15 protein-coding genes are annotated in these 17242 nt (G+C 39.0%); 1 reads left to right on the forward strand and 14 read right to left on the reverse strand.

Features of this window, described 5'->3' with window-relative positions; translation table 11 throughout:
• Positions 1–89: 89 nt before the first annotated feature.
• A complete protein-coding gene (locus tag DF281_RS07590; RefSeq protein ID WP_109349660.1) occupies positions 90–944 on the reverse strand; it encodes a class II fructose-bisphosphate aldolase in 855 nt (284 codons plus the stop codon).
• 97 nt (positions 945–1041) lie between these two features.
• The gene (locus DF281_RS07595) at positions 1042–1401 is read right to left on the reverse strand and encodes a response regulator (RefSeq protein WP_109349661.1); all 360 of its coding nucleotides are present in this window, start codon (positions 1399–1401) and stop codon (positions 1042–1044) included.
• A 121-nt stretch (positions 1402–1522) separates the two neighbouring features.
• Between DF281_RS07595 and DF281_RS07600 the strand changes: the two genes are divergently transcribed.
• Positions 1523–2029: a DUF2529 family protein gene (locus DF281_RS07600; protein ID WP_109349662.1), complete on the forward strand. Its 507-nt coding sequence runs from the start codon at positions 1523–1525 to the stop codon at positions 2027–2029.
• 37 nt (positions 2030–2066) lie between these two features.
• Here DF281_RS07600 and DF281_RS07605 read toward each other — a convergent pair whose 3' ends face one another.
• The 12 genes from DF281_RS07605 to DF281_RS07655 form a co-directional block, all read right to left on the reverse strand.
• Positions 2067–2729, reverse strand: coding sequence for an ABC transporter ATP-binding protein (locus DF281_RS07605; protein WP_109349663.1), 663 nt, complete (start codon positions 2727–2729; stop codon positions 2067–2069).
• A complete protein-coding gene (locus DF281_RS07610; RefSeq protein WP_109349664.1) occupies positions 2726–3613 on the reverse strand; it encodes a hypothetical protein in 888 nt (295 codons plus the stop codon). Before DF281_RS07610 ends, DF281_RS07605 begins: the two co-directional genes overlap by 4 nt.
• Positions 3613–4761: an ABC transporter permease gene (locus DF281_RS07615; protein WP_109349665.1), complete on the reverse strand. Its 1149-nt coding sequence runs from the start codon at positions 4759–4761 to the stop codon at positions 3613–3615. The genes DF281_RS07610 and DF281_RS07615 overlap by 1 nt, the downstream gene beginning before the upstream one ends.
• Positions 4762–4786: 25 nt before the next feature.
• A complete protein-coding gene (locus tag DF281_RS07620) occupies positions 4787–6256 on the reverse strand; it encodes a DUF6583 family protein (RefSeq protein WP_109349666.1) in 1470 nt (489 codons plus the stop codon).
• A 409-nt stretch (positions 6257–6665) separates the two neighbouring features.
• Entirely contained in the window at positions 6666–8258 is a 1593-nt protein-coding gene (locus tag DF281_RS07625) for a CTP synthase (protein ID WP_109349667.1), read from the reverse strand.
• A gap of 234 nt (positions 8259–8492) precedes the next feature.
• Positions 8493–9029 carry a DNA-directed RNA polymerase subunit delta gene (gene rpoE, locus DF281_RS07630; RefSeq protein ID WP_109349668.1) on the reverse strand — a complete coding sequence of 179 codons (537 nt, stop codon included), beginning with the start codon at positions 9027–9029 and terminating at the stop codon, positions 8493–8495.
• Positions 9030–9092: 63 nt separating this feature from the next.
• Entirely contained in the window at positions 9093–9251 is a 159-nt protein-coding gene (locus DF281_RS14735) for a hypothetical protein (protein WP_166636103.1), read from the reverse strand.
• A gap of 107 nt (positions 9252–9358) precedes the next feature.
• Positions 9359–12586 carry a fused isobutyryl-CoA mutase/GTPase IcmF gene (gene icmF, locus DF281_RS07635; RefSeq protein ID WP_109349669.1) on the reverse strand — a complete coding sequence of 1076 codons (3228 nt, stop codon included), beginning with the start codon at positions 12584–12586 and terminating at the stop codon, positions 9359–9361.
• 118 nt (positions 12587–12704) lie between these two features.
• Positions 12705–13841: an acyl-CoA dehydrogenase gene (locus tag DF281_RS07640; RefSeq protein WP_109349670.1), complete on the reverse strand. Its 1137-nt coding sequence runs from the start codon at positions 13839–13841 to the stop codon at positions 12705–12707.
• An 18-nt stretch (positions 13842–13859) separates the two neighbouring features.
• Positions 13860–14990, reverse strand: coding sequence for an acyl-CoA dehydrogenase family protein (locus DF281_RS07645; RefSeq protein WP_109349671.1), 1131 nt, complete (start codon positions 14988–14990; stop codon positions 13860–13862).
• A gap of 68 nt (positions 14991–15058) precedes the next feature.
• Complete coding sequence (locus DF281_RS07650; RefSeq protein WP_109349672.1) at positions 15059–15907, reverse strand: 3-hydroxybutyryl-CoA dehydrogenase; 849 nt, start codon at positions 15905–15907, stop codon at positions 15059–15061.
• A gap of 12 nt (positions 15908–15919) precedes the next feature.
• Positions 15920–17104 (reverse strand): acetyl-CoA C-acetyltransferase, encoded by a 1185-nt coding sequence (locus DF281_RS07655; protein WP_109349673.1) that lies wholly within the window; start codon positions 17102–17104, stop codon positions 15920–15922.
• Positions 17105–17242 lie beyond the last annotated feature (138 nt).

Below are 17242 nucleotides of genomic sequence, written 5' to 3' on the forward strand. Positions count from 1 at the left end.
TTTCCTCCTGAATTATGACAAATGGAGAAGTATGAACTATTAAATTCATACTTCTCCCTTATTATACTGCATATTAATTTGAATAGGAATTATGCTTTGTTAGCACTGCCGAATTCGCGAATTTTACCAGCTACTGTAGATTTGATTGCTTCACGAGCTGGGCCTAAGAATTTACGTGGATCGTAGACAACTTTATCGTTTTCTAAAATTTCACGTACAGCTTTAGTTGCTGCGATTTGATTTTCAGTGTTTACGTTTATTTTAGCTGTTCCTAAAGAGATTGAACGTTGAATATCTTTCGTAGGAATACCAGTACCACCGTGTAAAACTAATGGTAGGTTCGCTAATTTCGAGATTTCTTCCATTTCTTTGAATCCTAAGTTTGGTTCACCTTGGTAAGGACCGTGAACTGAACCTAATGCTGGAGCTAGACAATCGATGTCAGTAGCTTCAACCATTTTGCGACATTCTTCTGGATTTGCGTACATAATACCGCCGATTACGCCATCTTCATCGCCACCAACTGTGCCAAGTTCTGCTTCTACTGAAACACCTTTTGCGTGAGCATACTCAACCACTTTATGCGTGATTTCGATGTTTTCTTCGAATGGGTGGTGTGAAGCATCAATCATTACAGATGTGAAACCTGCATCAACTGCTTCTTTACATTTATCAAAGCTTGAACCGTGATCTAGGTGGATTGCTACTGGTACAGTTGTGCCGTAAGAAGCCATTAAACCTTTAACCATATGCACAACAGAGATGAATCCACCCATGTATTTAGCTGCACCTTCTGATACGCCCAAAATTACTGGTGATTTCTCTTCTTCTGCCGCTTGAAGAATTGCTTGTGTCCATTCAAGGTTGTTGATGTTGAATTGACCAACCGCATATTTTTCTTCTTTTGCTTTATTCAGCATTTCTGTCATTGATACTAAAGCCATAATTTAAGATCCTCCTTAGGATTCATGCTCTTTTTAATAAGAACATATTCTATCTCCATTTTATCAAAAAAATACCTCTAATTCTAGCGTACAACTGTTAATCTTTTAATAAATTATTCACGGTATTTCTCAATTCGAAAATATCGAAGGGTTTCGTGAAATAATGTGTTACACCAAGGGTTTTCGCCTGCTCGATTAAACTAATTTCACCGTAAGCTGTCATCATGACTATGGGCATTTTGCGTCCCATTTCTTCCATACGTTGTAATATTTCGATGCCGTTCATACCCGGAATTTTCATATCGAGAAGCACACAGTCAATTTTAATGTTTTCAATAAAGCGAATTGCTTCTAACCCATTCGCCGCAAGATATGGTTCATACCCTTCCTTTTTGAAAACTTCATTTAATAAAAGGCGAATGCCCTGCTGATCATCAACAATTAATATTTTCTTCATAGTCATTCTCCTCACGGCATTACTTACTGTATTCCCGATTTTTTTCTATTCAGTCATCATTTTGCATTCTAATTCATCCATCATTATAATATACTTCATGAGGTGAAAAAAGAATGTTAAAATGTTTACTACTCAATTAGGTGGTCTATATCAACGCATTAGTTCATCTGAAGAAGAGTCCATTGAAGAAACTGCTCGTTTACTCGCTCAAGCCACTTTCGGTCAAGGGCGCGTTTTTTTCGCTTGTTTTGATGAATTACAAGCGATCGAAGTGAATGCACTCCATGCGGAGGAGCAATTTTCGAATCTACATAGTTGGTCGGAGGATGTCGTCTTAAATGACGGTGATCGTGTCTGTATTTTCGTCCGTCACACCGACCGTCCACAAGCTTTAGCGCTCGCTAAAAAATCATTTGAACAGTTCATTCCTTTTGCAGTTGTTGCATCCGAAAAATTGAAAGATGCTGGTGAAATGGCTGATTACGCCTACACGTATATTTCAATGGGGGTGCGCAAAGGGTTAATTCCAAATGATTTAGGCGAACGAATTGTTGTACCACATACTTTAGCGGCTTCCTTTATTTATGAAGCGATTAAAATTTCATATGACGAAATGGTCAATGAATAAGAAAAATGCCCACGAAATTAAATTTCGGGGCATTTTTTTATCCGATTTTTGCGAATGGTTGGTTTTTCTCTTTTAACACTTCTTCATAGAATGGATCCTTACCCATGATATAAATCGCATCAGAAACCGCTTCTACTTCGTCTAAATGGTGCGTCGTCATAAAAATGGTACATTGCTCTCTCAAGTGGCGAATGAGCTTATGAATGTCGTAACGTGACTTTAAATCGATACCGACAGTTGGTTCATCTAAAATCAATAATTTCGGCTCATGCAAAATCCCAATGAGTAAGTTCGCTTTACGCTTCGTACCACCCGATAACTGCTCCACCGGTTGTTTTAAATCCACTAGATTTAATAATTCGCAGTAATTTTCGATTTGTTTTTGAGAAATCGAACCTTTTTTCAGCTTTTTAAAAAACTGTATGTTTTGCTCAACCGTCAAATGTTCCCACAAGGCAATTTCCTGTGGCACATAGCCGATTATTTGTTGTAATTGCTTCATCGTCATCGTTTGACCGTCGATTAAACAACTGCCATTTGAGAATGATTCAAGACCCGCAATGCAATTCATCAAAGTTGATTTTCCTGCACCATTTTCACCAAGCAAGACCGTCACGCTATTTTGTTGTAATTCAAAATTCAAGTCATCGAAAAGCTGTTTGTGACGAAATGACTTTGAAGCGTTGTTAATGGTAATCATAAAATCCCTCCGACTAATTGAATGGCAAGATAAAACGTCGCCATAACTACTGTCCAAATAAAGACAGTGAAAAATAAATGACTTGTCGTTTTTATTTTAAAGAAGAAATAACTCACAACTACTTGGTAAACCGCCAACCACAGCAAGTTAGAAAGTAGCGCCAACTGTATGCCGAAAGCTAGACTAACACAGATCGTAACAGTCATAGTTGCGATTAACATTACAGCCGTATAACTAAAGAATACATCCAATAGGCCTTTAGGATAAATGCTCAATCTTCTTAGCGTATCAAACTGGCGTAATCTTTTGAAAATGACCAGTTGCATCATTAAAAAAAAGAAACTAGCAGCAACTAGTATAGTATTCGTTTGATTTCCTGTGCTTTCTCGCTTTTCCGTTACATGTAAGGCTAATTTGCTTTTTGGCTCATTTTTTTCATATTGTTTTTGAATTTCGGCCATTTTATTTTGACCGTCTAAATGTTTTTCAATAACATATGGAATTTGTTGCTTATAAAGCGCTTGGCTAATCACTTCCGTCCCAATCATCGGCACAATACCTTCCGACCTTACGAGTTGTATTGATTGTTTTGTCTTGCGATTTTCCAAACTTTTTTCAAAGCCTTCTGGAATGATCATGACCGCAGCATATTGATTATTTTCGACCGCATCTGGTATGAATGATGGCGCAGCATTTTTATGTTCTAAATCAATTGACGTAGATTGCTCGATATCATCCAGCCATTGCTTCGAACTTTTAGATTGATCAAGATCGATTGCCAATACAGGTATTTTGAATAATAGATGACTTTGTTTTTCTGCGAATAGCGTTGCGATTAGTAATAGCGAAAAAATTAGAATGAAATACATCAATGGTTTTTTCATTAGTTGAATGATCGGAATCGCCTCCAAACATAGGCACTAATCAATATGAGGATTAGTATTAAGAGTTGCACATAAAAACTCCATGTAAATTCAACGACATAGTTACTATGCAATAATTGCAAAATCGAATTGAATAGTTGCGCAAATAACTGATTTTCCACATGCAGATGTTTCATATACATGATTGGAATTGTTGCACCCGATAATGCCACGACGAATAGTACTACGACAATTTTTACGATTGGCAATTGAAGCAAATCGATTAATGTAAAAAGGATTAATAATGATAATAACAAGGTCATAATAGTTACTATCAAATATCCAATATTATACGTTGCAAGATCGAATAGCGGAACGATGATTGCTGTTAAAATTGCCGTCAAAATTACAGTATAAATCACGGATAAAATATTACGCGCGACTAATAATTTCATTTGGACATTCGGATATAATTTCAAGCGTTTTTGTAATGCGGGTGATTGATTCATTTTTAAGATTGTCGAAAGCATCCAATAAATGAAGAAAATCGCTATAAAATATGCACTAATCATTGCGTATTTCCCTAGATCATATGTTTTTACTTCTTCTATTTTGAAAGCTGCTTCACGATCAAGTCCAACGAATAATAAATCCATCATCATCGCAACTAACTGCTCGTCCGATGGTTTGCCAGCAAGCTTGCCATACGTCAAAATACCACTTTCAGAAAGCATCAATCGCGCGTAGACAGAATCCGCAAGTTGACGAATAACGATACTCTGCATGGTTGTTTCGTCATATGTATACACACGGATCGGTAATTCTCCGCTTTTATAAAACGCCGCAGTCATGCCCTTTTCAAAAACGATGTAACCATCTATTTTTTTAGAATCCAGTGATTTTTCTGCTTCGTTTTCTTTTAATGCTTTTAATTTGAACTGCTCAGTGAATTCTTTCCCTTCACCAATCGCTGTCAAAATCATTTGTGTTTCCTTCGTTTGATCTTGATCAACAATACCTAATTGAAGAAGTTCTTCACGCTGTTGTTGATTGTTCACGAATGCAATCGCTCCGATGATCAATACAATCATCGCGAGTAAATACAGAAACAAATACCACTTCTTTAATAAAAAAGAGTGGTAAATGCCCATTATTTTAATGACTGACATTTACACACTCTCCTTCAATTATTTATTATAGTCCGCCTTGAACAGCCATGAATAAACCTAATACTTTTTGAGATACTTCATCTTTCACTTTTTGAAGCTCTTTATCAGACATTTGGTTTACGTCTTGCGCTTCTGGAACATCTACTTTAAGTGCTTCTTTTACTTTTGTTTTCGTATCTACGAAAATTTTAACTGTTTCGCCTTGTACATCAAATGATACAGTACCACTTGATTTTTGGTTATTATTCTTAACATCTGTCGTCATATCTTGCTTATAGTTTACAGCATATTCTTCAGAACCTGATGCAAATTTAACAGCTAAGTCGTTCGTACGCTTGTCGCCATCAACTTTTTCATCATTTGTTAAGTTAATTGTTGTTGCGTCAGTGCCTTCATCATTGATCGTTAAAGTGTAATCATCTTTGAAATCTTTATTTCCTTTAGATGTACCTTTGATTGTCGCGAAGTTTGCTGCATCTTTCGCACTGATTGATAAAGCCATGTCGATTTCTTTGTCGATTTTCGTATCAAGATCAAATTTCGTAATCTCGCCATCTGCTGTAATCGTCATTTCACGTTTCAGAATATCTTTACCGTCTACATAAATAACTGATTTAATCGCAGGGAAGTCTTTATTTTCAGCTTTTTCAGCATCTTTAATTACTTTTTCAAGCTCTTTTTTATAATCAATTGAAGCATCTGATTTCTCGAAAATTTTCGCTAAATCTTTATCATCTTTCGCTTCTTTTAATACAGCGATGATTAATTTTTTCACATCTGAATCTTTCATATCTAATGTGATGTTATTCAGTTTTTGCTTGTTACCTAGTACTTCTACTTGGCCTTTATCTTTTTTGAATAAATCTTCATCGATATTTTCGATAACGAATTTCAAGTAATGTTCAACGATTTTGTCCATATCATCCTTCGTAATTGAAGAACTCATAATCGTATTTAAGTTAAGTGTTTCGTTTGTTAAACCTTCAGTGTCTTCCATTTTTTCGCCAGTTAATTTTTCAATACCTGCAATAATTTCATTGTTTTTGAATTTTAGTGGCTGTGGTAATATTGGTGCTTCGATATATTGGAATTCTTTATCTGCGCTCCATGACATATTACCAATTTCGCTATCTGCAATCGTTGGGTTGATTGCAAATTGAGAAGATTTATTTTTCGGATCATGTGCTGCACTGATCTCGATTTTAGAAGAATTGACCATGCTTTCTGGAATTCCCATTGTGCTAATTAGACCTTCAGATAACTCTGCACCTAATGTTACAGAACCGTTATAAGAATCGTCGGCCATTTCATCTGCCAGTTTTAATTCATTTTTGTAACGCTCAGAAAAATATTTGTTTAATGATTCGAATGATTTCTGTTCACTTAGTAAATAAGCGTTTTTCGGTGTGTTGGTAATATAGAAATAAGCTCCTACGCCTCCACCTACTAATACAACTACTGCTGCAACGATCGCTGCAATTACTTTTTTAGACAATATTTCCACCTCACAATTTTATTATATTTATCATACATAATATTTAACGTCCTAGTACGCTAAAAAGACTTAAACGAAGGAAATACTAATAAAATATAGCGAATTTACGCATAAAACACAAGCATTTTGATAACGAGATAATTTACGCACTATTAAATTTACGTGTAAACGAGCAATATATCCGTTTTTATATAGTAAACCTCCTTTTTCATTTCAGCCATTTTCTTGGCAATTACTTCGTGAAATTTGAGCTTTTCAAAAAACATTCAGATGCATGAACTTTAGTATCCAACTATTAATCGTAGAACCGAAATTTGCACTGCTATTCTACGAAAAAAAACTGGGAAAGTTTCAAAACCTGACTCATTTCTGAGCGATTTCTCACTTTCTCCAGTTTAATATTTATAAATTATTTTACTGCTGCGCCAATGAAGTCGCGGAATAATGGTTGTGGACGGTGTGGACGTGATACGAATTCTGGGTGGAATTGAGCTGCCACATAGAATTTTTTCTCTGGTAATTCGATGATTTCAGCTAAGCGACCATCTGGTGAAGTACCTGAGAATACAAGACCTTCTGCTTCCATTGCTTCACGGAATTCGTTATTGAACTCGTAGCGGTGACGGTGACGTTCGTAAACTAAAGCTTCTCCGTAAACTGCTGCTGCACGAGATCCTTCTTTTAATTTACATGGGTATAAACCAAGACGTAATGTACCGCCAAGATCTTCTACTGATTCTTGATCAGGAAGTAAATCGATTACTGGGTACTTCGTATCTTCGCAAAGCTCAGTTGAATGCGCGCCGTCTAATTTAAGAACATTACGTGCGAATTCTACTGCAGCCATTTGCATACCTAAGCAAATACCTAAGAATGGTACGTCGTTTTCACGAGCGAATTGAGTAGCAAGGATTTTACCTTCAACACCACGATCGCCGAAGCCACCTGGTACTAAGATACCGTCTACTTCGCCTAATAATTCTTGTACGTTTTCAGCTGTTACATCTTCTGCATTAATCCAATCGATTGTGATGTCAGAATCATGTGCGTAACCAGCGTGTTTCAGTGCTTCTGCAACTGAGATATAAGCATCTTGTAGTTCAACATATTTACCAACAAGTGCGATACGAGTTGTTTTAGATAAGTTTTTCACACGGTTTACTAATTCAGTCCATTCAGTCATGTCAGCTTTTGGTGCTTTAATGCCGAAGTGTTCTAAAACGATGCCGTCTAAATCTTGTTCTAATAGTGCTAATGGAATATCGTAAAGGCTCTCAGCATCTACGCATTCTACTACTTCATGTGCATCTACGTCACAGAATAAAGCAATTTTTTCTTTCATATCTGTAGGAACTGGACGATCCGAACGTACTACTAAGATATTTGGTTGAATACCTAATGAACGTAATTCTTTAACAGAATGTTGAGTTGGTTTTGTTTTTAATTCGCCTGATGCTGCGATGTAAGGTACTAATGTACAGTGTAAGTAAAGTACGTTGTCGTTACCTAGATCACGCTTCAGTTGGCGGATTGCTTCTAAGAATGGTAGTGATTCGATATCGCCAACAGTACCACCGATTTCAGTGATTACGATATCAGCATTCGTTTCGCGGCCTGCGCGTTGGATGCGTTCTTTAATTTCGTTTGTGATATGAGGGATTACTTGTACAGTACCGCCCTCGTAATCGCCACGACGTTCTTTTTTAAGAACTGTAGAATATACGCGACCAGATGTTACTGTTGAGTGTTTACCTAAGTTGATGTCGATGAAACGCTCGTAGTGACCTAAGTCTAAATCAGTTTCTGCGCCATCATCTGTTACGAAAACTTCACCATGTTGGTAAGGACTCATTGTACCTGGATCGATGTTAATGTATGGATCGAATTTTTGAGTTGTGATTTCTAAACCACGGTTTTTAAGTAGACGACCTAGAGATGCTGCTGTAATACCTTTACCTAATGACGATACTACGCCACCTGTTACGAAAATATATTTAGTCAAAATGACTACCTCCTCGGATATTTAATGCTTCTATAAAATCAAAAAACGCTCCTCCCGCAATCACTGCAGGGGGAGCGTATAATTTATACGGTCATTCTCTTTTTTCAAAGAGCCCGAATAAAAGTTTATAACTTTTAATGACGGAAGTCAAGAAAAGTTTCCCCTAAAAAAGGAACACCCATTCGCTAATAACAAGCAAACGGGTGAATTATAAAGACTTCAAAGTCGAAAAAATTATTTTATAGGTTCTTCTTCTTCGTCTTCATCTTCTAAATCTTCGTCATCTAATTCGATTTCTAAATCTAGATCTTCTTCTATTTCTTCATCAACAACTACTAGACCAGCTAATTCGTCATCTTCTTTGTCGTCTTGAACATCATCATAAGTATCGAAATCGTCTACTAATTCGATTTCTTCTTCGATTTCAAGTTCATCTTCATCTTCTTCAACTTCAACAGCTTTTTTCTTACGGACTTTAACCGTCGGAGCGATTTCTTCTTCAACTTGATCAATGCCGTACCATTCTCTTAAGCCCCAGATGTTTTCAGATAGAATTAAGAAACGTCCATCAATATTTACATCAGTGTAAAATTGGTTTAAGTTTGATTTAATTTCTTCTGGTGTACGAGCGTTTAAGTTTTCAATTGCAGTAATAATTTCTTTAAATGCAAGTGGTTTTTTGTGCTCTACTAATACCCCATAAGCTAGGTTGATTAATGATTCTTCAATTAATTGTTCTTGGTTTAAATCACGAAGGTTCAATTCGTGCACGTCCTTTCCTAATACATAAGCATGATTTCTATTATATACATAATATGCTTTGTTACGCTACAATCAATTGCCGTTTTTACTCAACTTTAACCGCGCGTAAACAATATAGAATAAATACAGCGCAAGTAACAAAATTGGAATTGCGCCCAATTGTTTATTATACATGAAATAAGTCATAACAAGTAGTGTTGCGATGACAATGATTTGTGTGATTAACTTCATATGCTCAGAAGCTCCTTGAAAAAACTCTTTGCTTGTCATTATACAAAAAAATTGCCAAAGAGCCTAGTTTTTTAATTAGACTCTTTAGCAATAAGAAAAGTTCCTAGTTACATATTGCGTCTATACTGACCCCCAACTTCATATAATGCGTTTGTAATTTGGCCTAAACTAGCGTATTGAACTGTTTCCATTAATTGTTCAAAAATATTACCACCGGTTTTCGCCACTTCTTTTAGTCGTTTAATTTGCTCATCGACTTCTGATTTATGCGCATCATGGAATTTTCGTAAGTTCGTCAATTGCAATTGCTTCTCTTCTTGCGTAGCGCGTGCAACTTCCATCGAATCGGCTTGATCATCCGCCGCATTCGGATTCAAATACGTATTTACCCCGATAATCGGCAGCTCACCAGAATGTTTTAAATGCTCATAGTACATTGATTCCTCTTGAATTTTGCCACGTTGATACTGCGTTTCCATCGCGCCAAGCACACCGCCACGATCATCAATGCGATCGAATTCTTCTAAAATCGCCGCTTCAACTAAATCCGTCAATTCTTCAATAATGAATGAACCTTGTAATGGATTTTCATTTTTTGAAAGTCCATGTTCCTTCGTAATAATCATTTGAATCGCCATTGCACGACGTACAGATTCCTCTGTAGGTGTCGTAATCGCTTCATCATAAGCATTTGTATGCAGTGAGTTACAGTTATCTTGTAATGCCATCAAAGCTTGTAATGTCGTACGAATATCGTTGAAATCAATTTCTTGCGCATGCAAGCTTCGTCCTGACGTTTGCACATGGTATTTCAACTTCTGACTTCGCTCATTTGCTCCATATTTATCTCGCATCGTCGTTGCCCAAATTCGTCGTGCAACACGGCCGATTACTGTATATTCTGGGTCCAAACCATTCGAGAAGAAGAATGATAGGTTCGGTGCGAAATCATCAATATTCATGCCGCGGCTTAAATAATATTCCACATAGGTGAAGCCGTTTGCTAAAGTGAATGCCAATTGTGAAATTGGATTCGCCCCTGCTTCTGCAATATGATAGCCCGAAATAGATACTGAATAATAATTACGCACTTTTTCGTCGATGAAGTATTGTTGGATATCCCCCATCATACGTAGCGCAAATTCAGTTGAGAAGATACATGTATTCTGCCCTTGATCTTCTTTCAAAATATCAGCCTGAACTGTGCCACGTACAACATTTAAGGTTAGCTTCTTCGTCTCTAAAAATTCTTCAACTGTCAAAGTGCGACCTAGTTCCTCTTCACGTTTCTTCACTTGTTGATCAATCGCTGTATTCATAAACATCGCAAGGATAATCGGTGCTGGCCCATTGATTGTCATCGACACCGAAGTTGTTGGCGCACAAAGATCGAAACCATCATATAATTTCTTCATATCTTCCAATGTACAAATACTTACACCAGACTCCCCGACCTTGCCGTAAATATCTGGACGTTCAGCTGGATCTTCACCATATAAAGTAACCGAGTCGAAAGCTGTAGAAAGTCGCTTCGCATCGTCGTCTTTAGATACGTAGTGGAAACGGCGATTCGTACGTTCTGGCGTTCCTTCTCCTGCAAATTGACGTTTCGGATCTTCACCTTCACGTTTGAACGGGAATACGCCCGCTGTGAATGGGAAGCTTCCCGGCACATTTTCTCGGAAGACGAAGCTTAAAATTTCACCGTAATCTTTATATTTTGGTAATGCTACTTTCGGTATTTTAGTCCCCGATAAGCTAGGCGTGCGTAGAATCGTACGGATTTCTTTATCACGTACTTTCGTCACGTATTCATCCCCAGCATAATCTTTCTTCAATTGCTCCCAATTACGTAAAATCGTTTTTGCCTCAATATTCATGCGATCTTCCGTATCTTTTGCTAACTTCTCAAGCAATGGTAATGCCTCTTCTTCACCAGCAGTCTTCACCGCATCAATCGCACCGTGTAAAGTGAATAGTTTACGTGCTAATTCAACTTGTTCTGCACTCGATTTATGATAATTTCTCACCGCTTCAGAAATTTCTCTTAAGTAATAACGGCGATCATTTGGAATGATGACATTTTGTTTCTGCGTTTTGACGAACTCTTCATACGAAGATGTCCATTCCTCTCCAGTTTTATCATTAATCGTATGCACGAGTGCAGCGAATAATGAATTCGTCCCTTTATCATTGAATTGACTCGCAATCGTACCGTAAACAGGCATGCGATCAATCGGTTCATCGAAGCGTAAATGACTTCTTTGGAATTGTTTTTGAACTTGGCGAAGAGCATCTTCAGAACCTTTTCGCTCAAATTTATTAATGACAATTAGATCCGCATAATCAATCATGTCGATTTTCTCTAATTGAGTCGGCGCACCGAACTCACTCGTCATGACATACATCGACAAGTCTGAAATTGTCGTAATGGCATTGTCCCCTTGTCCAATACCAGAAGTTTCGATAATAATTAGGTCAAATCCTGCCACTTTTACAACATCTAACACATCTTGAATCGCATGTGATAATTCCGTATGTGACTCACGAGTAGCTAATGAACGCATATAAATTCTCTCATTGAAAATTGAGTTCATACGAATTCGATCCCCAAGTAATGCGCCGCCTGTTTTTTGCTTCGTCGGATCAATCGATAAGACCGCTAATTTTTTATCTGGGAATTCTGATAAGAAACGACGAATTAATTCATCTGTAAGCGAACTTTTACCCGCTCCACCTGTTCCTGTAATCCCTAGCACTGTCGTATTTTTCGAACGCTCCTTTGCCGCTTGTAAAAAAGCTTCACTCGCGCCGTTTTCTGCGTATGAAATCAATTTCGCAAGCAATGGTGGTGTCGTAGTTGTCACGTCATCTAAAAGATGCGATTCATCTACTTTATTCACTTCTACTCGACTATCTTCAATCATTTTGGCGATCATACCATCTAGACCGAGCTTTCGCCCATCTTCCGGCGAGAAAAGTCCTGAAATACCGTACGCTTGAAGATCTTTAATTTCAGCAGGTAAAATAACCCCACCACCACCACCCCATATTTTAATATGAGGTGCGCCTCTTTCCGCTAATAAATCGTACATATATTTGAAATATTCTACGTGTCCACCTTGATAAGATGAAATCGCGATTCCTTGTGCATCTTCTTGAATTGCTGCATTTACAACTTCTTCAACTGAGCGGTTATGTCCTAAATGGATTACTTCCGCCCCCTGCGCTTGTAAAATTCTACGCATAATATTAATCGAAGCATCATGCCCATCGAATAGACTTGAAGCTGTTACGAAACGTACTGGATGTGCTGTTTTTTTCATTGTCACCATAATATGACCCTCCCAAATGTAAAATAAGAGCAGTAGAGATTGATGAATTCTTCAATTTCTACCGCTCATTCATTCTTTGCCCCAACGCCATTTTGAAAAGTGATCCTGTGATGAATTATTATTTTGTAAGCATACGTGCAATAACCATACGCTGAATTTCCTGTGTACCTTCATAAATTTGAGTAATTTTCGCATCACGCATATAGCGCTCTACTGGATAATCCTTCGTATAGCCGTAACCACCGTAAATTTGTACTGCATCCGTTGTTACTTGCATCGCCGTATCGCCCGCCATTAACTTCGCCATTGCTGAAGCTTTACCGTAAGGCAATCCTTCTCCTTCAAGCCAAGCCGCTTGATACGTCAACAATCTTGAAGCTTCAATACCTGTTGCCATATCCGCTAATTTGAACCCGACACCTTGATTTTCCGCAATCGACTTGCCGAATTGTACACGTTCGCTCGCATAAGTTGCTGCTGCATCAAGCGCTCCTTGTGCAATCCCAACAGCCTGTGCCGCGATTCCGTTACGACCGCCATCCAATGTCTTCATAGCGATTTTGAATCCTTCGCCAACTTCTCCAAGAACATTTTCTTTCGGAATAATACAGTTTTCGAAAATTAATTCCGTCGTTGGTGAAGAACGAATGCCCATTTTCTCTTCTTTTTTACCAACCGAAAATCCTTCAAAAGTAGATTCCACGATAAATGCTGTCGTACTTCTACGATCATTCGGGTCCGTTAATGCAAAGACGATATACGTATCTGCTTCTCCACCATTTGTAATGAAGATTTTCGAGCCGTTCATCACATAATTGTCGCCTTTTAATACTGCTGTCGTGCGCATACCACCAGCATCTGATCCTGAAGAAGGTTCCGTTAAACCGTAAGCACCCATCTTCTTACCTTCCGCCATCGGACGAAGATATTTCTGCTTTTGCTCTTCCGTACCGAATTTGAATAACGGCCAACCAGCTAATGAAGTATGTGCTGAAATTAACACACCCGCAGAAGCATCAACACGCGATAACTCCTCTACTACGATGCAATACGCTAAGAAATCCATACCCGCTCCACCATATTCTTCAGGCCACGGAACACCTGTTAAGCCAAGTTCAGCCATTTGATCGAAGTGGCTACGGTCAAAACGCGCTTCCTCATCTCTCTCCGCTGCTGAAGGTTCAATTACTTCTTCCGCAAAGTCTCTCACCATTTTACGTAACATTTCGTGTTCTTCTGATAATTTGAATTGCATCCCAAATTCCCCCTTGTGTTATAACTCTTTCGAGATTACTAGACGTTGAATTTCACTCGTGCCTTCATAAATTTCAGTTACTTTTGCGTCACGGAAGTAGCGTTCCACAGGATACTCCTTCGTATAACCGTATCCTCCGTAAACTTGTACTGCTTCAATCGCTACTTCTACAGCTGTTTTCGAAGCAAAAAGTTTCGCCATTGAAGCTTCTTTTTTACATTCGTCGCCTCGACCATTCATTTCAGCCGCGTTGTAAACCAATTGTTTTGCTGCTTCTACAGAAGTCGCCATATCCGCTAATTTAAAGGCGATTCCTTGATTATGCATAATCGGACGGTTAAATTGTTCACGCCCTTTAGCGTATTCGACAGCCGCCTCAAGCGCAGCTTCTGCAATGCCAAGCGCTTGTGCAGCAATGCCGATTCGACCAACATTCAAATTGGCCATCGCAATCGTGAATCCTTTGCCAACTTCTCCTAAAATATTCGCTTCTGGCACAAATAGATTTTCGAAAGTTAATTGTACCGTACTTGAACCATGTAACCCCATCTTCTCTTCATTCTTACCGATCACAAGTCCATCCATCGTTTTTTCTACGATAAATGCTGTAATGCCACGTGTTTTTTGAGAGGCATCCGTCACAGCGAATACGATGAAAATATCCGCATAACCGCCATTCGTGATGAACACTTTCGAACCGTTAAGTTGGTAACCGCCATCGACTTTTTTCGCACTTGTCTTAATCGAGCCAGCATCTGATCCCGCTGAAGGCTCCGTTAAACAAAATGCGCCGAGATGTTCGCCACTCGCAAGTTTCGGTACGAGTCTCTCCTTCTGCTCATCAGTTCCGAATTTTAAAATCGGATTCGTCGCTACAGAAGTATGCACAGATAGGATGACCCCTAAAGTTGCGCTCACTTTCGACAGTTCGTGAATCGTCAAAATATACGACACGAAGTCCATTTCTGAACCACCATATTTTTCAGGTGTCGTCATCCCCATTAATCCTAATTCACCCATCTTTTTTAATAAACCAGATGGGAACTCCCCATTTTCCATATTCGGTACGAATGCACTCACCTCTGTGTTTGCAAAATCACGTACCAGTTTTTGAATCATTACTTGTTCTTCTGTTAATTGGATCGCCATGATAGACGCCTCCCCTTTGTGATTTTCGTTGGTTGAAGCTATCACGAGCTCATCCAAGTCTAAGTTGTTTATTCGTATACGTAGAAGCCACGACCACTTTTCTTACCGTGCCAACCAGCTGCTACATATTTACGTAGTAATGGGCATGGACGATATTTGCTGTCCCCGAATCCTTCATACAATGTCTCCATAATGTATAGACAAGTATCTAAACCGATGAAATCCGCTAAAGTAAGAGGCCCCATTGGGTGATTCATACCTAATTTCATGACATCATCAATCGCTTCAGCTGATGCTACCCCTTCATAAAGCGTGTAAATCGCTTCATTAATCATCGGCATTAAAATTCGATTTGCTACGAATCCTGGGAAATCATTCACTTCAACTGGTGTCTTTTTCAGCTTATGCGTCATTTCCTCGATTGCTTGATAAACTTCATCTTTCGTCGCAAGACCACGAATAATTTCGACAAGTTTCATGACTGGAACTGGATTCATAAAGTGCATACCAATAACTTGTTCAGGTCGTTTCGTCACTGCTGCAAGTTCGGTAATCGGCATCGAAGAAGTATTCGTCGCTAAAATCGCATGAGCTGGCATAATTTCATCCAGTTGTTTGAAAATACTTTGTTTGATCGCCATATTTTCAGTCGCTGCTTCAATTGCTAAATCTACATCTACTGCATTTTTCATCTCTGTAATTAAAGTGAAGCGAGCAAGTGTCGCATCTTTGTCCGCTGTCGTAATTCTTTCTTTTGCGACATTTTTCTCAAGGTTTTTCGTAATACGCGCAAATCCTGCATCCAATGAAGCTTGCGCTGTATCGCATAAAAACACTTGATAACCTGCAGTTGCGCAAACTTCCGCAATCCCTGCACCCATTTGCCCCGCGCCAATTACTAATACTTTTTTAATCATGTGAAAATCCCCCTATACTTCAATCATGATGGCATCGCCTTGACCGCCACCTGAACAAATTGCTGCAATTCCGATGCCGCCGCCACGACGTTTTAATTCCTGTGCCAATGTCAGTACAATTCTCGCGCCAGAAGCACCGATTGGATGTCCAAGTGCTACTGCACCACCATTGACGTTTACTTTTTCTTCATCAAGTCCTGCAATTTGATTACTCGCTAAAGCGACCACTGCAAATGCTTCATTGATTTCGAAAAGTGCGACTTCCTCTAATTTCTTCCCTGTTTTTTCTAAAAGTGCATTAATAACAAGTCCCGGTGTTTGCGGGAATCTCTCCGGCTCAATCGCCACTTCCGCATGACCAAGTACAGTCGCTAAAGGCGTTAAATTACGCTGCGCAGCTTCCTCATCACTCATGACAACTACTGCACAAGCGCCATCATTAATACCAGGTGCATTCCCTGCCGTTACTGAACCATCTTTGCCAAATGCAGGCTTCAACTTCGACAACACGTCTTCAGTCGTTCCTTTTCGCGGCGCTTCATCCACTTCCACGATCAAGTCGTCCCCTTTACGTTGTGGCACATTTACCGCGACAATTTCTTCTTTGAAAGTACCTTTTTCGATTGATTGTACCGCTCTCTCTTGGCTTCTCGCCGCCCAGCGATCTTGTTGTTCTCTTGAAATATTCAGTTCTGCTGCCGTTTGATTGCCATATGTCCCCATATGTACATGATTCGCATCAAATGCGCATGAAAGTCCGTCGTACACCATGCCGTCAATCAGTTGCGCATCCCCCATGCGTAAACCCCATCGACCATTCGGTAAATAGTACGGTGCATTTGACATTGACTCCATACCACCCGCTACGATTACAGATTCATCGCCTAAACGAATCAACTGATCTGCTAATGTAATACTTCTTAAACCTGATGCACAAACTTTATTAATCGTTTCTGTTTTTACTGACCATGGAATGCCTGCCTTTGAAGCTGCTTGGCGAGAAGGGATTTGCCCTTGCCCTCCTTGTAGCACAGTACCCATAATTACTTCATCGATTTCTTTTGGAGAAAGAGCCACTTTTTCTAAAGCTCCTTTTATTGCGATACCGCCTAAATCACTAGCTGTTAATGAACTCAAGCTACCTCCAAATTTCCCAAAAGGTGTGCGAGCGCCACTAACAATTATAGATTTCACCATAACCAATTTCCCCTTTCCAATAAGTATCCGCTTACATTTTGTTTAAAAAGAAAAGAGTGCGGAATGATCCACACTCTTACTTCACAAATCACTGATCCAGTTCGGACTCGAAAGCGCCGACTACATTGAATGTGAGCG

The organism is Kurthia zopfii (genome assembly GCF_003143955.1).
Lineage (GTDB): Bacteria > Bacillota > Bacilli > Bacillales_A > Planococcaceae > Kurthia > Kurthia zopfii.